This is a genomic window from Marinobacter flavimaris (genome assembly GCF_045057155.1).
GTDB classification, from domain to species: Bacteria; Pseudomonadota; Gammaproteobacteria; order Pseudomonadales; family Oleiphilaceae; genus Marinobacter; species Marinobacter manganoxydans.
In genome coordinates this window covers 2,910,161-2,926,291 of the sequence record NZ_CP171359.1, presented here as the reverse complement: position 1 = coordinate 2,926,291, position 16,131 = coordinate 2,910,161, and the positions used below count along the sequence as shown (strand labels likewise).

The following is a 16,131-nucleotide window of genomic DNA, read 5'->3' as shown; positions in this document are numbered from 1 at the left end:
CCAAAGTACCATATTGGCCCCTTGCCCCGGCCGATAGGATGGGAACTGGGTTATCGGCAATGTCGTTGATTCACCCTCAATGCGCTAACAATCATGACAATAGAGGTGAGCATTATGTGGACCAAACCAGCCTACGAAGATCTCCGCATCGGTTTCGAAGTCACCATGTACTTCGCCAATCGCTGAGTGCTGAAGCGGCCAGCCTCGAGCTGGCCGTTTTGCTTGTGGAGTGACCCACCATGTTGATTCACGTTCTGGGCTCCGCTGCAGGCGGTGGCTTTCCCCAGTGGAACTGTAACTGCGCCAACTGCGACGGCTTCCGGAAGGGTACCCTGAACGCCCGGGCCCGTACCCAGTCTTCCATTGCCATCAGTGAAGACGGCGAGCACTGGATCCTGTTTAACGCGTCCCCCGACATTCGCGCCCAGTTGGCTTCCTTCGAAGCGATGCAGCCGGCACGTGCTTTAAGGGATACCGGCATTGATGCCATTGTGCTGATGGACAGCCAGGTGGACCACACCACCGGCCTGCTGTCCCTGCGCGAGGGTCTTCCGATGGATGTCTGGTGTACCGAACAGGTGCATGAAGACCTCAGCGGTGGTTTTCCGCTGTTCACCATGCTCAAGCACTGGAACGGTGGCCTGAACTGGCAGCGCATCGAGGCATCCGAGCAGACGCCTTTTGCCATTCCCTGCGCACCGTCCATCGAGCTGACCGCCATTCCGCTGCTGAGCAACGCACCCCCGTATTCACCGCGCCGGGACAACCCGCATCCGGGCGATAACATTGGCCTGTTCCTGAAAGACACCCGCACCGGTCAGACAGTCCTTTATGCCCCGGGCCTCGGCGAGCCGGACGACCGTATTCTCGGCTGGATGCGCCAGGCCGACGTGCTGATGGTGGACGGGACCGTCTGGCACGACGACGAGATGATCCGCCAGGAAGTAGGCACCAAGACCGGCCAGGCCATGGGTCATCTGGCCCAGAGCGGCCCGGGTGGCATGATCGAGGTGCTCGACACCATGCCGGCCCAGCGCAAGATCCTGATACACATCAACAACACCAACCCGATCCTGAACGAGGACTCCCCGGAGCGGGCGGAGCTGACCCGCCACGGCATCGAGGTGTCCTGGGATGGAATGCACATCGACCTTTCGGGGCAGCCATGAACGCCAAAGCCAACACCGCCATGAATCGGACGGATTTCGAGCAGGCCCTGCGCGCCAAGGGCCAGTACTACCACATCCACCACCCGTACCATAAAGCCATGTACGGCGGGCAGTGCACGCCCGAACAGATCCGCGGCTGGGTGGCCAACCGGTACTACTACCAGATCAAGATTCCCCAGAAAGACTCCGCCATCATGGCCAACTGCCCGGACGCTGGTGTGCGCCGGCTCTGGCTGCAGCGGATTCTGGATCACGATGGCCACGACGGCGATGTCGGCGGCATCGAAGCCTGGTTGTCCCTGGCCGAGGCGGTGGGCCTTAGCCGGGAAGAGGTGATTGACCAGCGCCACGTTTTGCCGGGTGTCCGCTTTGCCGTGGACGCCTACCTGAACTTCGCCCGCCGGGCGACCTGGCAGGAGGCGGCCTGTTCGTCACTGACCGAGCTGTTTGCCCCGGAAATCCACCAGTCCCGACTGGACAGCTGGCCCGCCCACTATCCGTGGATTGAAGAGAGCGGCTACAGCTACTTCCGCAAGCGTCTGTCCGAAGCCAGAAGAGACGTGGAACATGGCCTGACCATTACCCTCGACCACTTCACCACAGAGGCACAGCAGGCCCGGGCCCTGGAGATTCTTCAGTTCAAGCTGGACATCCTCTGGACCATGTTGGATGCCATGACCATGGCCTACGGCCATCGCACCCCGCCGTACCATACCGTGACCGACGAACAGGTCTGGCACCGGGGGCTGTAATGGAGGTGGGTATGAATGAGGTGCCGCGTTTTCGTCGAGGGTTCCGGTTCCAGTGGGAGCCGGCCCAGGAGAGTTATGTGCTGCTTTATCCGGAAGGAATGGTGAAGCTCAATGGCAGTGCCGGTGCCATTCTCAATCAAGTGGACGGCCAGCGTACCGTGGCCGACATCGTCGCCAGTCTGGAGCAGCAGTTCCCCGACGCCGGCCCGCTTGGCAAGGACGTCAGCGAATTTTTGCAGGACGCCCGGCACCAACACTGGATTGAACTGTCATGAGCACGACCAACCCCCACAACGCCGGGCCGCCCCTGTGGCTGCTGGCAGAGCTGACCTATCGCTGCCCGCTGCAATGCCCCTATTGCTCCAATCCGCTGGACTTTGCGCAAACCCAACAGGAGCTGACCACCGAGGAGTGGGTGAGTGTGCTTCGACAGGGCCGCACGATGGGGGCGGCGCAACTGGGTTTTTCCGGCGGCGAGCCCCTGGTCCGCCAGGACCTCGCGGAGCTGATCGCCGAGGCGCGGCACCTGGGGTATTACACCAACCTGATTACTTCAGGGCTGGGCCTGACGGAGGCCAAGGTGGATGCCTTTGCCGAGGCGGGGCTGGATCATATCCAGGTGAGCTTTCAGGCGTCCGATCCGGAACTGAACAACGCCGTGGCCGGCTCCCGAAAGGCCTTTGACCAGAAGCTGGCCATGGCCCGGGCGGTGAAGGAAGCCGGCTATCCCATGGTGCTCAACTTCGTGATCCACCGCCACAACATCCACCAGATGAACGACATCATGGATTTGTGCGAGCGCCTGGGGGCGGACTACGTCGAGCTGGCCACCTGCCAGTATTACGGCTGGGCCTTCGAAAACCGGGAAGGGTTGATGCCTTCCAAAGCGCAGCTGGTGAAGGCAGAGCAGGAAGTGAACCGGTACCGGGAACGGCTGCAGCAATCCGGTTCGGCCATGAAGCTGATCTTTGTGACACCGGACTATTACGAAGAGCGCCCGAAAGCCTGTATGAACGGCTGGGGTAATCTGTTCCTGACCGTGGCCCCGGATGGCACCGCACTGCCGTGCCACAGCGCCCGTTTGCTGCCCATCGACTTTCCCAATGTCCGAGACATGGATCTGCAAAACATCTGGTACGACAGCCCGGGGTTCAACCACTACCGCGGCGACACCTGGATGCCCGAGCCTTGCCGTTCCTGCGATGAGAAGGAGAAGGACTTCGGTGGCTGTCGCTGTCAGGCCTATCTTTTGACGGGCAAAGCGGATAACGCAGATCCAGTATGCAGCAAATCGTCGTATCATGATCGAATACTGGCAGCGAGGAAAGCTGCCGATCATGCCACGGCCGGCCTGACTGAACTGGTATATCGAAATGCGGATAATTCACGGCTTTTCTTCCGGGGTTAACAACTCCGCCATCAAGCCTGCACTGGTCGGCCATCACCACGACAAAACGGTACTGAGTGCCTACGAGGCCTGCTCGGCGCATGTCCAGCGTGGGGAACTTGCGGTGGCCCCGGCGGGTGTGTTCTGGCTGGAGACGGATCCGGCACGCGGCTGCAATACGCTCTGGCACCTTTCCGATCAGGGGCCTGTTCGCCTTGGACCTGATGATCTTGGCATCCGCAGCCGGGTAAATGGCTATGGTGGTGGCGCCCTGGCGGCTGCCGACAGCGGTGTGTTCGTGGTTGGCGAGGATCAACAGATACGGTTTGTCAGTCTGCCCGACGGCCAGTGCCACAACCTGACCGATGACCCCGGAGCGGCCTATGGTGGGTTGGTCGCTGACCAGTCCCGTCGACGGGTGCTCGCGGTACGGGAAGCAGAGGGCAAGCAGCAGCTGGTTGCCGTCTCCATGCTGGGCGAGCGTTCGGTGCTTCATTCCGGCCTGGATTTTTACAGCGCGCCGGCGGTCTCGGCCGATGGCAGTCAGGTTGCCTGGACCAGCTGGCAGTTGCCGGATATGCCCTGGCTGCGTTCACGGCTGTGGACCGCAAATTGCTCTGAAGATGGATTGCTGGATCAAGGCCGGGAATGGCCCACACCTTCTGAGGCGTCGGTACAGCAGCCGGTGTTCGATGGCAACCAACTCTGGGTTTTGTCAGACCACGGGGGTTGGTGGCAACCCTGGCATATTGATACTTCGGGCGAGGGCGCTTGGCACGCCACCGAATCGCCAGCCCGGGATCATGGCAACGCGCCCTGGCAGTTGGGTGAATCCCACCACTGCCCGACAGGCAGTGGCAGTTGGGCCCGGGTTCGTTACTGCAATGGGACCGGCGAGCTCTGGCTAAGCTCCGGCGAAACGGGTGAAGCAATCCGGGTTGCCCGGGGCTTTGGCGACTTCCGATGTCTGCAGTCGGCTGGCGAGCATCTTTACTGCATCGGGCGAGCCGCCACCCGCCTGGACGCGGTCCTCCAGATTGATCTCGAGACCGGCCAGGCCCGCACCATTGCCGGGGGCGAGGAGGCCATGCCAGAGCCGCGGGCGGCACTGCCGCTGGATATCGAGATTCCGGCTCTGAACCCGGGTGAAGCTTCTATCCACGGATTTTTCTACACTCCGAAGCTGGCCACGCCAGACGTCCCTCCACTGATTCTGATTGCTCACGGAGGACCCACTTCGGCGGCCTATCCGGTGTTCAATCCCCAGGTTCAGTACTGGTGTCAGCGGGGCTTTGCCGTCGCTGAAATCAACTATCGAGGCAGCACCGGCTTTGGTCGTGAGTTCCGCCTGGCCCTGGAAGGTCGGTGGGGTGACGTGGATGTCGCGGATATGGAACGGGCGGCAGACCACCTTGCCTCCTTCGGCCTGGCTGATGGGAGACGGGTGTTTATCCAGGGTCGCAGCTCCGGGGGTTACACGGCCCTGATGGCGATGATCCGGAGCAGGCGTTTCACCGCTGGCGCGAGCATGTTCGGCGTAACGGATCCCATGCGTTTACGGGCCATGACCCATCGGTTTGAATCCGGTTATCTGGATTGGCTACTGGGGTCGCCAGAAAAATACCCGGAGCGGTGGCAGGAGAGAACGCCCCTGTTGCACGCCGAACGCATTACCGCGCCCATGATCTTTTTCCAGGGCGGACAGGACCGGGTTGTGGTGCCTGAGCAGACCCGGGCAATGACCGAGGCCATGAAAGCCGCGGGCAGGGCGCCGGAGCTGCACTGGTTTGAAGACGAGGGGCATGGTTTCCGGCGACAGGCCAATCAGGCCGGTATGCTCGAATGGATGTTCAGCTTCTACCGAAAGCATAGCCAAAAGGCCAATGATCAGGCGGAGAACTTGAGTTAAACTCTCGGCTATTCCTATAACAACAAACGGTCGAGTGCAGTCTGATGAGTCACGATATATCCAGCTTGCGAAAGTTTGTCTCACCGGAAATCGTATTTGGTGCCGGCTCCCGGAAGTCCGTGGCCAACTTCGCCAGTAATTTCGGTGCCCGGCATGTCTTTCTGGTGTCCGATCCGGGTGTGGCTGCCGCCGGTTGGGTCGATGAGATCGTGACGCTGCTGACCGATGCAGGTATCCGCTCCACCGTTTATACCGGTGTTTCACCAAACCCCAAGGTGGATGAGGTGATGACCGGGGCCGAGCTCTACAAATCCAGTGAATGTGATGTCATTGTCGCCATCGGTGGCGGCAGCCCCATGGACTGCGCCAAAGGCATCGGTATCGTCGCCACTCATGGTCGCAGCATCCTGGAGTTCGAGGGCGTCGACACCATCACCAATCCGTCACCGCCCCTGATCCTGATTCCGACCACGGCGGGCACCTCGGCGGATGTTTCCCAGTTCGCGATCATTTCCGACCCGAACCGCCGTTTCAAATTTTCTATCATCAGCAAGGCCGTTGTGCCAGATGTGTCCCTGATCGATCCGGAAGTTACCGAGACCATGGACGCCTACCTCACCGCCTGCACCGGCGTTGATGCCCTGGTGCACGCCATCGAGGCTTACGTATCCACGGGCAGCGGCCCGCTGACGGACACCCATGCGCTTGAAGCGATCCGGCTGATCAACCGGAATCTCGAGCCGCTGGTGGACAACACGGCAGATCCCTATCTCCGGGAGCAGATCATGCTGGCCTCCATGCAGGCAGGGCTGGCGTTCTCCAATGCCATTCTCGGGGCAGTACACGCCATGTCCCACAGCCTGGGTGGTTTCCTGGATTTGCCTCATGGTCTGTGTAATGCGCTGCTGCTGGAGCACGTGGTGGCTTACAACTTCCAGTCTGCCGAAGATCGTTTCCGCCGCGTTGCCGAAGCCATGGATATCGATACCCGTGGAATGGCCAAGCCGGAAATCAAAAAACGGTTAATGAACCGCATTGTAGAGCTCAAGCGTCGGGTTGGGCTGGAGGCGCGTCTCGCCCAGCTGGGTGTTTCGGTGTCCGACATTCCCCACCTGTCCGGCTTTGCGTTGCAGGACCCGTGCATTCTCACCAACCCCCGGAAGTCGTCGCTGCGGGATGTCCAGGTTGTCTATGAAGAAGCCCTCTGACAGCAAGGATGGCGAACAGGACAGTAGCTACGGAATTGGCGATCTTCTCGGGCTGGGCAGCCAGTCCGTCCGCAAGAACTATTACCCGGCTCTGCAGGAACGCATTGACGAGCTGGAGCAGGAACGCAACCGCTACAAATGGCTTTTCGAGAACGCGCTGCACGGTATCTTCCAGGCCAACCTGCGGGGCGGCTTTCTGGCCTGCAACCCGGCGATGGCGAGAATCTGCGGTTATGACAGCCCCGAGGCGCTCACGGAAAAGGTCATCCGGCTCCGTGAACAGTTGTTCTGCAGTTCCAGTGAATTCGATGCCATACGTCAGGAGCTTCTCGACGAGGGCAGTCTGAGTGCCCGGGAAACCCGTTTCCAGCGTGCTGATCGCACGCCGGTCCACGTTGCTGTCACCCTGCTGCGACGCCCGGACCTCGGACCGGAAGTGGTGGAAGCCTTCGTTGCCGACATAACCGAGCGAGTGTTGGCCCGGCAGAAACTGGAGCAGTTGAACGCCACCCTTGAGCGGCGCGTGGAAGAGCGGACCGAAGCACTGCAGAATGCCAATGTGGGCCTGCGCTACCAGATTGAGGAGCGCGAGAAGGTTGAGCGCGAGCTCTTTGTTGCCATGGAGGCCGCCAAAGAGGCCAACCGCAGCAAGGATAAATATCTCGCGGCGGCCAGCCATGACCTGCTTCAGCCGCTGAATGCAGCCCGGCTGATGATATCCGCGCTCCAGGACAGCACGCTGCCGGAACAGGAAACCCGCATGGTGCACCAGGTACATCGGGCTCTGGAGGGCGCCGAAGACCTGCTGGCGGACCTGCTGGATATCTCCAAGCTCGACCAGCAGGCAATGAAGCCTGATCTGGTTTATACCGATGTGGCCGCCCTGGCCAGATCCCTCGGGGAGGAGTTCGAGGCCGTTGCCAGCAATGCCGGCCTCGGGTTCCGGGTACGCACCATTCCGGCGATGGTGCGAACAGATCAGCGCATGCTGACCCGTATCCTCCGAAATCTGCTCAGCAACGCCTTCCGGTACACCCGCAAGGGCGGTGTTGTCATGGCGTTGAGATCCCGCGGCGACCGTCTGCGGATTGAAGTCTGGGATACCGGTGTTGGCATCGAGGAAGACAAGCTCCGGGACATTTTCACCGAGTTTCACCAGCTGTTGCCCCAGGGCACCGGCGGCCGGCAGGGTGTGGGCCTGGGGCTGGCCATCGTGGAACGGATGGTTCGGGTGCTGGGGTACGACATTGATGTGTCATCACGGCCCGGTCGTGGCTCCCGCTTCGTGCTGACCCTGCCGCTTGAACCCGCTCAGGCCAGACCGGATATGGCCCGTACAGATTCGCTCCAGAATTTCGCCGATGGCTTTGACGGTGTGCCGGTGCTGGTGATCGACAACGAGCCGGCGGTTCTGGAGAGCATGCAGTTGCTGCTGGAGCGTTGGGGCTGTGATGTGCTCACAGCCGCCAGCAAGGCAGAGGCCGTGGAGGCTCTCGAGCAAACCGGCCAGATACCGGCCCTTATCCTTGCGGACTATCACCTGAACAATGAGCGAACCGGTTACGATGCAGTTCACGGGGTTCGCCGCCACCTTGGTCGTGATATTCCCGCCGCCATCATTACCGCAGATCGCAGCGATGACACCCGCAAGATACTGCGCGCCCAGTACCTGCCAATACTGAACAAGCCGGTGAAACCGAACCGGCTCAGGGCCCTGATGACCAGCCTGCTGACCTCTGCCTCGGCCTGACCCCTTCTCGCCAGTCCTGTAAGACCTTCTTACATACACTCTGAAGCGCTTCGCGAAATACTCCCTCAACCGGTCTCCGATACCGGCAGGTTTCAAACATCTGAGGGAGTAACAGATGAAAACAACAACGATTGGCCGGAAAGCCGGCAGTGGATTTGGGCATTGGTGGCTGGCAATGATCGGCGCTGTGCTATTGGCCGGTTGCGGCGGTGGGGGCGGCGAGACGGAGGTGTCCAGCCCCTCGGATTTCGAACCCCCGGCGGAGCCCGTGAACATAGGGGGCGATGTCGAGCTTTATGATCCCGAGCGGCTGATTGATGTGTCGCTCACCATGAGCTCCGCCGATTTCAGCAAACTGAAATCGGAAGCCCGAACCCTGGCCAGCACCGACCGGGAATGTGTGCCCGAGTTCGAATACACGGAATTCACGGCCAGCGTCACCATCGACGGTGACCGCATGGACCGGGTGATCGTGCGCAAGAAGGGCTACATGGGCTCCCTGAGCCCCAGTATCCCCTCTCTCAAGCTGGACTTTAACGATCTCTGGCCTGGTCGCACCTATCAGAACATGACCCGGATGACCCTGAACAATAACCGCCAGGACCCCTCCAATGCCCGCCAGTGCATGGCCTATGACCAGTTCCGGCAGGCCGGGCTCGCGGCGCCGAAATGCAATTACGCCAGAGTGTCTGTCAATGGCGAGGATCTGGGTGTGTTTACCAATGTCGAGCCTATCAAGAAGCCCTTTCTGGCACGGGCATTCGGGGACGACGACGGTAACCAGTACGAAGCCCAAACGGCGGACTTCGGTACCTGGCTGAGCGAACGTTTTGAGAAAAAGACCAACGAAAAAGAAAACGACCGAACTGACCTGCAGGCCGTTACCGATGCTCTGGCCTTGCCCGATGAGCAGATGGTGAATGTATTGCCGCAGCTGGTGGATGTGGATGAATTCATCCGGTTCTGGGCGGTGGAAACCCTGTTGGGCGCCTGGGATTCCGCCACTGGCAACGCCAACAATTTCCACATCTATCGGGACCCCGGAGACGGCCTGTTCCATTTTATTCCCTGGGGCGCTGATACGGCCTTTCGTGGGGCGCATCCCCTGAGGCCGCTCACGGGGGTGCTATACCGCAACTTCTCGCTGGCGGACCGGCTTTTCAGCATTCCCGAGTACCGGGCGCGCTATGAGGCCGAGCTTGAAGACCTGCTGGCCACCCAGTGGGATGAGGCCGATTTGCTGGCGGAAGTGGAGCGGATACGTGAACTCACCGGCACCAGCGCGGAGGCGACGGCCAGCCTGAATGCCTTCATTGGTGGCCGCGGCGTGGCCGGTGATGACGATTTCCGGCCTGCGCGTCGAGCTGTTATTGAACAGGCCATCGCCGAGGAGACGCCCTCCGGGGAAGTGTACCGGCTTGCGGACACGCAACCGGATTGCAGCGTGCCGGCGACAACCAGCCTGACCGGCACCATCAAGTCCGAGGACGGTGCCGACACAGGTGCCTTCCGCTTCACGCTGCCCGGAGGTCGGGCGGTGAACGCGAGCCTGACTTTTGCCGCCTTCGAGGTGGACAGCCTGGTTTACTCGGTTGATCGCGAATCAAAGCCGGCGGTGATCAGCCTCCTGCTGATTGGCGCGGATATCAACGACAACTTCACGCCCTATGTGCTGCAACTGTTTATCGAGGCATCCGATTACGTGCCGGGCACACACGAGTTCCATGGCTTTGCCACCAACGCTCTGTTGTTTGAGGTGGATGAAAGCCAGCCCGGGGATGTGCGCACCCTGGCCCTTGGCGCAGAGGGCAGTATTACTGTCATCGGGGTGGGATCCGGGGCCAGTGAGGGCGACGTGGAACTGAGCCTGAACGCCACCCTGGAATACGATTCGGCGATTCGATGAACATGGCTGTCGCCAGCCCGCTGGAAGGATTCCGCGGGCATTGTCTGGCCGAACAGATGCAGGCCCGTTTGATGAATCGGGTCGACACCAAGTTTCTGGTGCCTGCATACCTGCTGGATGCCTGTCTGCGTGGATTGGAGCACCATTACTCCATCCTGGAGATCGACGGGCGCCGGCGGTTCACCTACGACACCCTGTATTTCGATACACCGGAACGCCAGCTTTACCTGGATCACCACAACGGCAAGTTGAACCGGTTCAAGCTCCGCATCCGGCACTACCGTGAAACCGGGGACAGCTTCCTGGAGGTCAAGAAAAAGAACAACAGGGAGAGAACCATCAAGAACCGTTTGCCGCTGACATCGCAAACCGTTGAGAGCAGCCGGGTGGTCCCTTTCCTTGAAGAGCAATTGGGCCGACCGGTGGCAGGGATGCTGCCGGCTCTTTTTGTCGGCTACCGCCGGATGACCTTCATGAGCGCACGGGGGACCGAGCGTATTACGGTGGATACAGGGCTGGGTTTTCACTCGGCCGACCGTCGCAGCGGTCTGTGCCTGCCTGATGTTGCCGTTTTCGAGGTCAAGTACGATCGCAAGGTCCCATATTCCCCTTTCCTGGAACGTCTTGGTCAGCTCGGCTGCCGCCCCGTGCAGTTCAGCAAATACTGCATCGGCACAAGCCTGTTGTTCGGCCACGAATGCAAAACCAATCGCTTCAAACCGCTGTTAAGGAGACTTCATGGAATCTGCAGTTGATGTCCATTTTGCGATCCGGCTTTTGATCAATACCGCCTCCGTGTTTGTGCTGATTCGCTGCTACTACGCGTTTTCCCGTCACCGGGAGAATGCCGCCTCGTTCATTCTTTTTGGTGTCGGCGTTTTCCTGGTGACCGCATTGCTACATTCGGTCACCGTCACCATGGGCTTTGCCTTCGGTCTGTTCGCCGTTTTCTCAATGCTCCGGTACCGAACCGAGGCCCTGGGCATAAAAGAGATGACCTACCTGTTTCTGGTGATCGCCATGGCCCTGCTGGCAGCAGTTGGCAACATGCACCACCTGGAGCTGGTGTTTCTGAACCTGCTGGTCATCGTTCTGGCGCTGGTGCTCGAAACCCATGTGCTTTTGCCGCGACACAGTGAGAGAGAGGTGGAGTACGAAAAGATAGAGAACGTTCACCGGGACCGCCGGGAGTTGCTCATTGCGGACCTGCGAGAGCGCACCGGTCTGGATGTGTTCCGGGTGGATGTGGTGTCTGTCAGCTATCTGAGGGACACCGCCATGCTACGTATGCACTTTCGTCAGGAGGCCGATCATGCTCGCTGAGCTGAAATGGGCGTGGCTGGTGATCGGTCTGACACTGGCGTTCATGTTACAGCCTCTGCTCGCTGTGGCTTCCCCTGTCGAGGCAGAAGTGGGCGGTTACGTCGCCGCCGGTGTTGACCATTACGGGTCATTTTATGATGAAGACGGTGAGCGCAGCACAGCCCGGGGCGTCCTGAGAAATGCGAAAATTGAACTGGAACTGGCCTTGGGCAAGCGCTGGGAGGCAGAGCTGGATGGCAGCTACAAGATTGAAGGCGACAAGAAAGAGCTGGATCTGGGCGATGCCTATCTCCTGTATGACGGGGAGAGCCGTTTCGAGGCTCAAATTGGGCGCTTCAAGGAGCCTTTTGGCCTGGAACGCCTCGCCAGCTACACCAGCCTGAACACCAGCGAACGTTCGCTGGTGACCTCGGCGTTCGCACCGGGGCGTTCCATCGGTGTTATGGCGGGGCAGTACCGCAAACGCGGCACCTGGTCCCTGGGTCTGTTCACCGATGAGCCCGATGGTGGCTCCACTCACGCTATAACCGCGAGACTGACCCGTGCCCCCATTCGTTCAGAAAACCAGACCCTACATCTGGGCGCCGCGGCCTCTTATCGTGATCTTGGCGACAGCCGCTTTCAGATCAAGGATGAGGGAGAGGTGTTCAGTGCCGATAATGTCATCCGCAGCCCACGATTCGAGGCTGGTGATGCTTGGCTGGCAGGTCTCGAGGCCGCCTGGCTTTATCATCGTCTGACCCTCGTGGCGGAGGCCATGGCTCAGAGCGTGCGTCGAACCGACGGGTCACGCTGGCAGTTCGGTGGCGCCTACCTCCAGGCCGGTGTGTTCCTGACCGATGATCGGCGCTATTACAGCCGGGGTGAGTTTGACTGGATAGAGCCCCGGCACCGGGCGGGCGCCCTGGAACTGGTGGCACGGCACAGTGCTGTGGACCTGAGAGACCGGAACCTGGGCGCCGAGGCGAGTGTGACGCTGCTGGGTCTTGCCTGGTATCTGGGCGAGCTGTTCCAGCTGCGCCTGAATTACCTGATGCCGGATATTCGCGGCAATACCCTGATGGCCGTGCCGGACGGAGACGCTGTTACCCTGCGTGCTGTGCTGCGGTTCTAGGCAGCGTGAGGGTCACCTGCGTCCACTGGCCGGGTTCGCTGGTAATCGACATGTTGCCCTTGTGATGGCGCATGATGGTCTGACAGATACTGAGGCCCAGCCCCAGGTTGTCCGGTGTATCACTGGTGGAATAGAACGGATCAGTGAGCCGCTTCATATCGTCTGGCGCGATGCCCTGGCCGTTGTCCCGAATTACGATTCGATGGGCACTGTCAGCGCTTTCGGCCGTTATCTCGATTTTGCCGGGCTGCCGGTTTTTGCTCACGGCAGAGACGCCATTGAGCAGCAGGTTAACGAACACCTGGGTCAGGGCAGATGGATAGCAGGGAACGGTCGTTCCCTCCGGGATGTCAGTCTGAAGCTCGACACCTCGTAGCTGATGCTGGCAGAAGCGGGTGGCGGTGGTCACCAGTTTGCCGAGGTCTGCCGTTTCCAGGCTGTGTTCAGGGACGGGGCGGGAAAACTCGATCAGGTCAGACACAATATCGGCAATGCGTTTCTGGTGGGTGCTAGCGTCGGTCAGGGCGTCTGCGACCTCGACATCCCGGTTTACCGAGTTGGCAAAATCCACGGCCTGGCTGGCGCAGTTCAACGGGTTCATGATCTCGTGGAGCAGCCCCTTAGCCATATGGCTAAGGGCCTGATGTTTCTGTTCCTGGGCCAGTCTTTCTTCCGTTGATTTCAGGGTTTCCAAAGTGCGGGAAAGTTGTCGATTCCGGTCTCGGAGCAGGAATTGGAGCGCCAGCAGGTTGCGCAGGAACTGCGACAGGAACCAGGCCGATAGCGGTGCGACCACCAGGCACATCAGAATCAGCCAGTTGGTCAGAATGCCGATCAGGGTGTCGCTTACCTGAGTGCTGTCGACCGCCACGAACGTGGCGAGTACCAGCAGTGTCAGGTTGATCAGGATAATCACGCTGGTGTGGAACAGGGACAGGGTAATGATGCCCACGGAGCTGATGAAAAAGAACAAGCCCACGATGGGAGCGAGCGACGCGCCCGTTGTCATGTATCCCAGGTAGCTGAACGCCGCCATGTTGAAAAACACCAGGTAGACAATCATCGGCGCTGACCGGCGCAGGCGCGTGAACCGGTGAGCGGCGATCAGACCGGTCAGAATCGCGGTGTAGATGAGGTAGATACCGAATACGTCCGGTGCATCCGGGTTCAGGGCCAGGCCCCCGAGAAACAGCAGGGTACCGATAAAGGCAATCACCAGGTAAACGTCGGCGAACAGGGGCAGCACCCGGTACCGATACTGGGTGTGGTAGAAGCGTTCGAAGCGTCGCTGTCGGTAGGCGGGCAGCTGGCGGATCTGATCCATCCCGGAAAGCAGTTTCACTCGGCGGCTCCGTGTTGGTGTCGTTGCATAAAGAGAATGAGCTCGGGCAGGCGCTCGAAGCCCAATTTCACGAAAATCCGGTCCTTGTAGGAATGCACCGTCTTGCAGGAAACGCCAAGCCTGCCTGCAATATCGCGTACCGGCAGCCGGCTGGCCATCAGCTGTGCCACTTCCCGCTCCCGTCCGGACAAGGCCTGATAGGCGAGCATGGCGGCCGGTGCTGGTTCCTGCTGCCAGTTACCGACATAAACCTGCCCGTTTCGAATGTAGAAGAGCGTCTTGATCAACTCCTGCACTGGCTGGTCCTTGGACACCACGGCCTTGATGCCTGCTTCCAGATAGATCGCCATCCGCCCGCTGCTGACCGGCGTGTCCGATATCAGCAGCACGGACAATGACGGATTCACCGCCAATGCATGCTCGGCGATGGTGAGCCCGTCGTTGTCCTGCAGGTTTTCCTCAATCAGCAGTACCGAAGGGGTGGCCCTCTTTAGCCGATTGAGCGTTGCCACTCCGGTCTCCGATTCGCCAACCAGCTCGACCTCATCGTGCAAGAGGATCTGGAATAGCAGGCTGTCACGGAGCAGTCGCTGCCCCATGGTGACGTACAACCTGAGCCTGCGCTGACCTGACGCCATCAGTCTGCCCTGGCCGGCAGATGGAGACTCAATCGAAGACACTGGTCGCCTCCGGTCACGTCGATATCGCCAGCAAGCAGTCGGGTGCTTACGAAGAGCATCAGAAGAGCGCTCTGCTGCTCCAGCAGGGGGCGGGAGAGGCGGGTGATTGGCGCCAGCAGATGGCTGTACATGTGAAGTGGGCTGGCGCTGGCGACCATGAGGCCGCTTTCGGTCCGGGTCAATTCCAGAGCAGAGCGCTCCAGCCCGGAGGCCTTCATCAGGGTTGCCAGTGCCTGGCAAAGGGCCATCAACGGTGTTTGTGTTTCGCTCGTGCCTGCCGGGTTCTCCAAGGCGTTCGCGAGAGCCTGGTCAAAGGCTTGCCGGTTCTGGATGCCGTGCACGTGGCCTGGCTGAAGGGTGCTGAGCTGCCTGCCCACCATTCCGGCAAAGTCTCTTACAAGATCATGCTCAAGCGCGGTTTCCCGGCTTGCGCGCAGATGGGGTGGCTGGGCAGGAAGTGTGCGAACGGTTGCCAGGGCATCCAGAAAGTCGGCGGTGATCGGTTCGCCGGTAAAACCGTCCACTCGCTCGTTTAGATGTTCAAGCAGTCTGGCTCGTCGTTGCTGGCGAAGCTCCGCGAACTGTTGTTCTGCAATTGAGCGTGAACGGTCTCTTGCAGAGACCAGGGTGCGATGTTGGACAAGAGCCTTGCGGAAGAGCGACAGCAATTCGGCTGCGTTCCATGGCTTCTTCTGATAGCGGAAGATCCGGCCCTCGTTAACTGCATCCATGGCCACATCAACCTCGCCCCAGGCTGACGTGAGAATTCGGACAATTGTCGGGTGCGACTGGCGTAGTTCGTCCAGCAGCTCTTTGCCATGCATCCCGGGCATTCTCTGGTCTGTCATCACCACCGCGACATCGCTGTCTTTCTGCAACACGAGCTGAGCCTCTTCTGCACTGATGGCGCTCAGCACGCGGAATTCGTCCTGCATGCGCTCCAACTGCCTCGACAGATAACGGGTGGCAGTCGGTTCGTCATCCACGATCAGAATCGCCGGTTTGGGGCCCTCGTGGGCCTCGCTGGTATCCGGAGAGAAGGTTTGTCCTTCGCGGGTAAGCGCGGCTGTGAGCACGTGCGACCGGATAACATCGGGATTGACCGGCTGTTCGAAGCAGCGATCGACCAGCTGATGGTCGAGCAGTTTCACGAGGAGGTTCAGCGCAATGGCATCTCCTATGAGGATCTTCAGAATCCGGGGGTGGTGGTCCCTGGCCCGTGCCAGTAGCGACGACTCAAGATAGTCATCAGCGCGGTTCGGAAGCAGAACGATGGCGGTGGGTATGGTGGCAGCCGAGGGCAGGTAGTCGAGTGCCCCCTGGTCAGTGGCGAACGCGTGAATAACGAAATCGCTGGCAAACAAGGTTTCGAAGTGCTGTCGGTCCTGGTCGTCGTCATACCGGAGAAGGATCTCCGCCGCTCCGCTGGTCGCCATGATTACTCTGTATCCTGTTAATGGGGTAGGGAAGAGATTAGCAACAACAGTGGCTTAGCGGTGTAGGAACTTCCTACAGCAGTGCCTTTGCCGGCAATGAAAACCTGGTTCTGTGACAGCCTTGGCACTATGGACTGTCCTGGCGTCAGGAGCGA

At 60.1% G+C, this 16,131-nt stretch carries 15 protein-coding genes; 12 read left to right on the top strand and 3 right to left on the bottom strand.

Translation table 11 applies throughout. The features are described 5' to 3' along the window. Nucleotides 1–114 precede the first annotated feature (114 nt). The 12 genes from pqqA (at nt 115) to ACGK9W_RS13780 (ending at nt 12,518) form a co-directional block, all read left to right on the top strand. Nucleotides 115–186, top strand: a complete 72-nt coding sequence (gene pqqA, locus ACGK9W_RS13835) for a pyrroloquinoline quinone precursor peptide PqqA (protein WP_007153157.1) — start codon at nt 115–117, stop codon at nt 184–186. Nucleotides 187–239: 53 nt separating this feature from the next. After that, nucleotides 240–1,169 carry a pyrroloquinoline quinone biosynthesis protein PqqB gene (gene pqqB, locus ACGK9W_RS13830; protein ID WP_053113099.1) on the top strand — a complete coding sequence of 310 codons (930 nt, stop codon included), beginning with the start codon at nt 240–242 and terminating at the stop codon, nt 1,167–1,169. Continuing rightward, nucleotides 1,166–1,921: a pyrroloquinoline-quinone synthase PqqC gene (pqqC, locus tag ACGK9W_RS13825; RefSeq protein WP_008171038.1), complete on the top strand. Its 756-nt coding sequence runs from the start codon at nt 1,166–1,168 to the stop codon at nt 1,919–1,921. The genes pqqB and pqqC overlap by 4 nt, the downstream gene beginning before the upstream one ends. Beyond that, entirely contained in the window at nt 1,921–2,196 is a 276-nt protein-coding gene (gene pqqD, locus ACGK9W_RS13820) for a pyrroloquinoline quinone biosynthesis peptide chaperone PqqD (protein WP_008171040.1), read from the top strand. Before pqqC ends, pqqD begins: the two co-directional genes overlap by 1 nt. Then, entirely contained in the window at nt 2,193–3,329 is a 1,137-nt protein-coding gene (gene pqqE, locus ACGK9W_RS13815; protein WP_273018574.1) for a pyrroloquinoline quinone biosynthesis protein PqqE, read from the top strand. Before pqqD ends, pqqE begins: the two co-directional genes overlap by 4 nt. Next, nucleotides 3,295–5,217, top strand: coding sequence for a prolyl oligopeptidase family serine peptidase (locus ACGK9W_RS13810; RefSeq protein ID WP_008171043.1), 1,923 nt, complete (start codon nt 3,295–3,297; stop codon nt 5,215–5,217). The genes pqqE and ACGK9W_RS13810 overlap by 35 nt, the downstream gene beginning before the upstream one ends. A gap of 44 nt (nt 5,218–5,261) precedes the next feature. Further along, nucleotides 5,262–6,425: an alcohol dehydrogenase-like regulatory protein ErcA gene (gene ercA, locus ACGK9W_RS13805; RefSeq protein WP_008171044.1), complete on the top strand. Its 1,164-nt coding sequence runs from the start codon at nt 5,262–5,264 to the stop codon at nt 6,423–6,425. Further along, nucleotides 6,409–8,175: a NahK/ErcS family hybrid sensor histidine kinase/response regulator gene (locus ACGK9W_RS13800; RefSeq protein WP_008171045.1), complete on the top strand. Its 1,767-nt coding sequence runs from the start codon at nt 6,409–6,411 to the stop codon at nt 8,173–8,175. The genes ercA and ACGK9W_RS13800 overlap by 17 nt, the downstream gene beginning before the upstream one ends. A gap of 115 nt (nt 8,176–8,290) precedes the next feature. Further along, complete coding sequence (locus ACGK9W_RS13795; RefSeq protein ID WP_104270874.1) at nt 8,291–10,081, top strand: CotH kinase family protein; 1,791 nt, start codon at nt 8,291–8,293, stop codon at nt 10,079–10,081. After that, on the top strand, nt 10,078–10,836 hold the full coding sequence (locus ACGK9W_RS13790; RefSeq protein ID WP_104270875.1) for a polyphosphate polymerase domain-containing protein: 759 nt from the start codon (nt 10,078–10,080) through the stop codon (nt 10,834–10,836). Before ACGK9W_RS13795 ends, ACGK9W_RS13790 begins: the two co-directional genes overlap by 4 nt. After that, entirely contained in the window at nt 10,820–11,404 is a 585-nt protein-coding gene (locus ACGK9W_RS13785; RefSeq protein WP_104270876.1) for a DUF4956 domain-containing protein, read from the top strand. The genes ACGK9W_RS13790 and ACGK9W_RS13785 overlap by 17 nt, the downstream gene beginning before the upstream one ends. Further along, on the top strand, nt 11,394–12,518 hold the full coding sequence (locus ACGK9W_RS13780) for an OprO/OprP family phosphate-selective porin (RefSeq protein WP_053113090.1): 1,125 nt from the start codon (nt 11,394–11,396) through the stop codon (nt 12,516–12,518). Before ACGK9W_RS13785 ends, ACGK9W_RS13780 begins: the two co-directional genes overlap by 11 nt. On the opposite strand, the gene ACGK9W_RS13775 is transcribed toward ACGK9W_RS13780, so the two are convergent. The 3 genes from ACGK9W_RS13775 to ACGK9W_RS13765 are packed head-to-tail and all read right to left on the bottom strand — an operon-like array spanning nt 12,490 to nt 15,976. Continuing rightward, the gene (locus ACGK9W_RS13775) at nt 12,490–13,860 is read right to left on the bottom strand and encodes a sensor histidine kinase (RefSeq protein ID WP_008171053.1); all 1,371 of its coding nucleotides are present in this window, start codon (nt 13,858–13,860) and stop codon (nt 12,490–12,492) included. The two genes, ACGK9W_RS13780 and ACGK9W_RS13775, sit on opposite strands and share 29 nt — an antisense overlap. Beyond that, nucleotides 13,857–14,498, bottom strand: a complete 642-nt coding sequence (locus tag ACGK9W_RS13770) for a response regulator transcription factor (RefSeq protein ID WP_039881850.1) — start codon at nt 14,496–14,498, stop codon at nt 13,857–13,859. Before ACGK9W_RS13770 ends, ACGK9W_RS13775 begins: the two co-directional genes overlap by 4 nt. Next, nucleotides 14,498–15,976 (bottom strand): response regulator, encoded by a 1,479-nt coding sequence (locus ACGK9W_RS13765; protein WP_104270877.1) that lies wholly within the window; start codon nt 15,974–15,976, stop codon nt 14,498–14,500. The genes ACGK9W_RS13770 and ACGK9W_RS13765 overlap by 1 nt, the downstream gene beginning before the upstream one ends. Between the last annotated feature and the right edge of the window lie 155 nt (nt 15,977–16,131).

Excerpts from the sequence above, each read along its gene's own strand:
- ACGK9W_RS13795 (WP_104270874.1), top strand. The coding sequence starts at position 8,291 with ATGAAAACAACAACGATTGGCCGGAAAGCCGGCAGTGGATTTGGGCAT.
- pqqC (WP_008171038.1), top strand. The coding sequence starts at position 1,166 with ATGAACGCCAAAGCCAACACCGCCATGAATCGGACGGATTTCGAGCAG.
- ACGK9W_RS13800 (WP_008171045.1), top strand. The coding sequence starts at position 6,409 with ATGAAGAAGCCCTCTGACAGCAAGGATGGCGAACAGGACAGTAGCTAC.
- pqqE (WP_273018574.1), top strand. The coding sequence starts at position 2,193 with ATGAGCACGACCAACCCCCACAACGCCGGGCCGCCCCTGTGGCTGCTG.
- ACGK9W_RS13810 (WP_008171043.1), top strand. The coding sequence starts at position 3,295 with ATGCGGATAATTCACGGCTTTTCTTCCGGGGTTAACAACTCCGCCATC.
- ACGK9W_RS13780 (WP_053113090.1), top strand. The coding sequence starts at position 11,394 with ATGCTCGCTGAGCTGAAATGGGCGTGGCTGGTGATCGGTCTGACACTG.
- ACGK9W_RS13785 (WP_104270876.1), top strand. The coding sequence starts at position 10,820 with ATGGAATCTGCAGTTGATGTCCATTTTGCGATCCGGCTTTTGATCAAT.
- ACGK9W_RS13770 (WP_039881850.1), bottom strand. The coding sequence starts at position 14,498 with ATGGCGTCAGGTCAGCGCAGGCTCAGGTTGTACGTCACCATGGGGCAG.
- pqqD (WP_008171040.1), top strand. The coding sequence starts at position 1,921 with ATGGAGGTGGGTATGAATGAGGTGCCGCGTTTTCGTCGAGGGTTCCGG.
- ercA (WP_008171044.1), top strand. The coding sequence starts at position 5,262 with ATGAGTCACGATATATCCAGCTTGCGAAAGTTTGTCTCACCGGAAATC.
- pqqB (WP_053113099.1), top strand. The coding sequence starts at position 240 with ATGTTGATTCACGTTCTGGGCTCCGCTGCAGGCGGTGGCTTTCCCCAG.
- ACGK9W_RS13765 (WP_104270877.1), bottom strand. The coding sequence starts at position 15,976 with ATGGCGACCAGCGGAGCGGCGGAGATCCTTCTCCGGTATGACGACGAC.
- ACGK9W_RS13790 (WP_104270875.1), top strand. The coding sequence starts at position 10,078 with ATGAACATGGCTGTCGCCAGCCCGCTGGAAGGATTCCGCGGGCATTGT.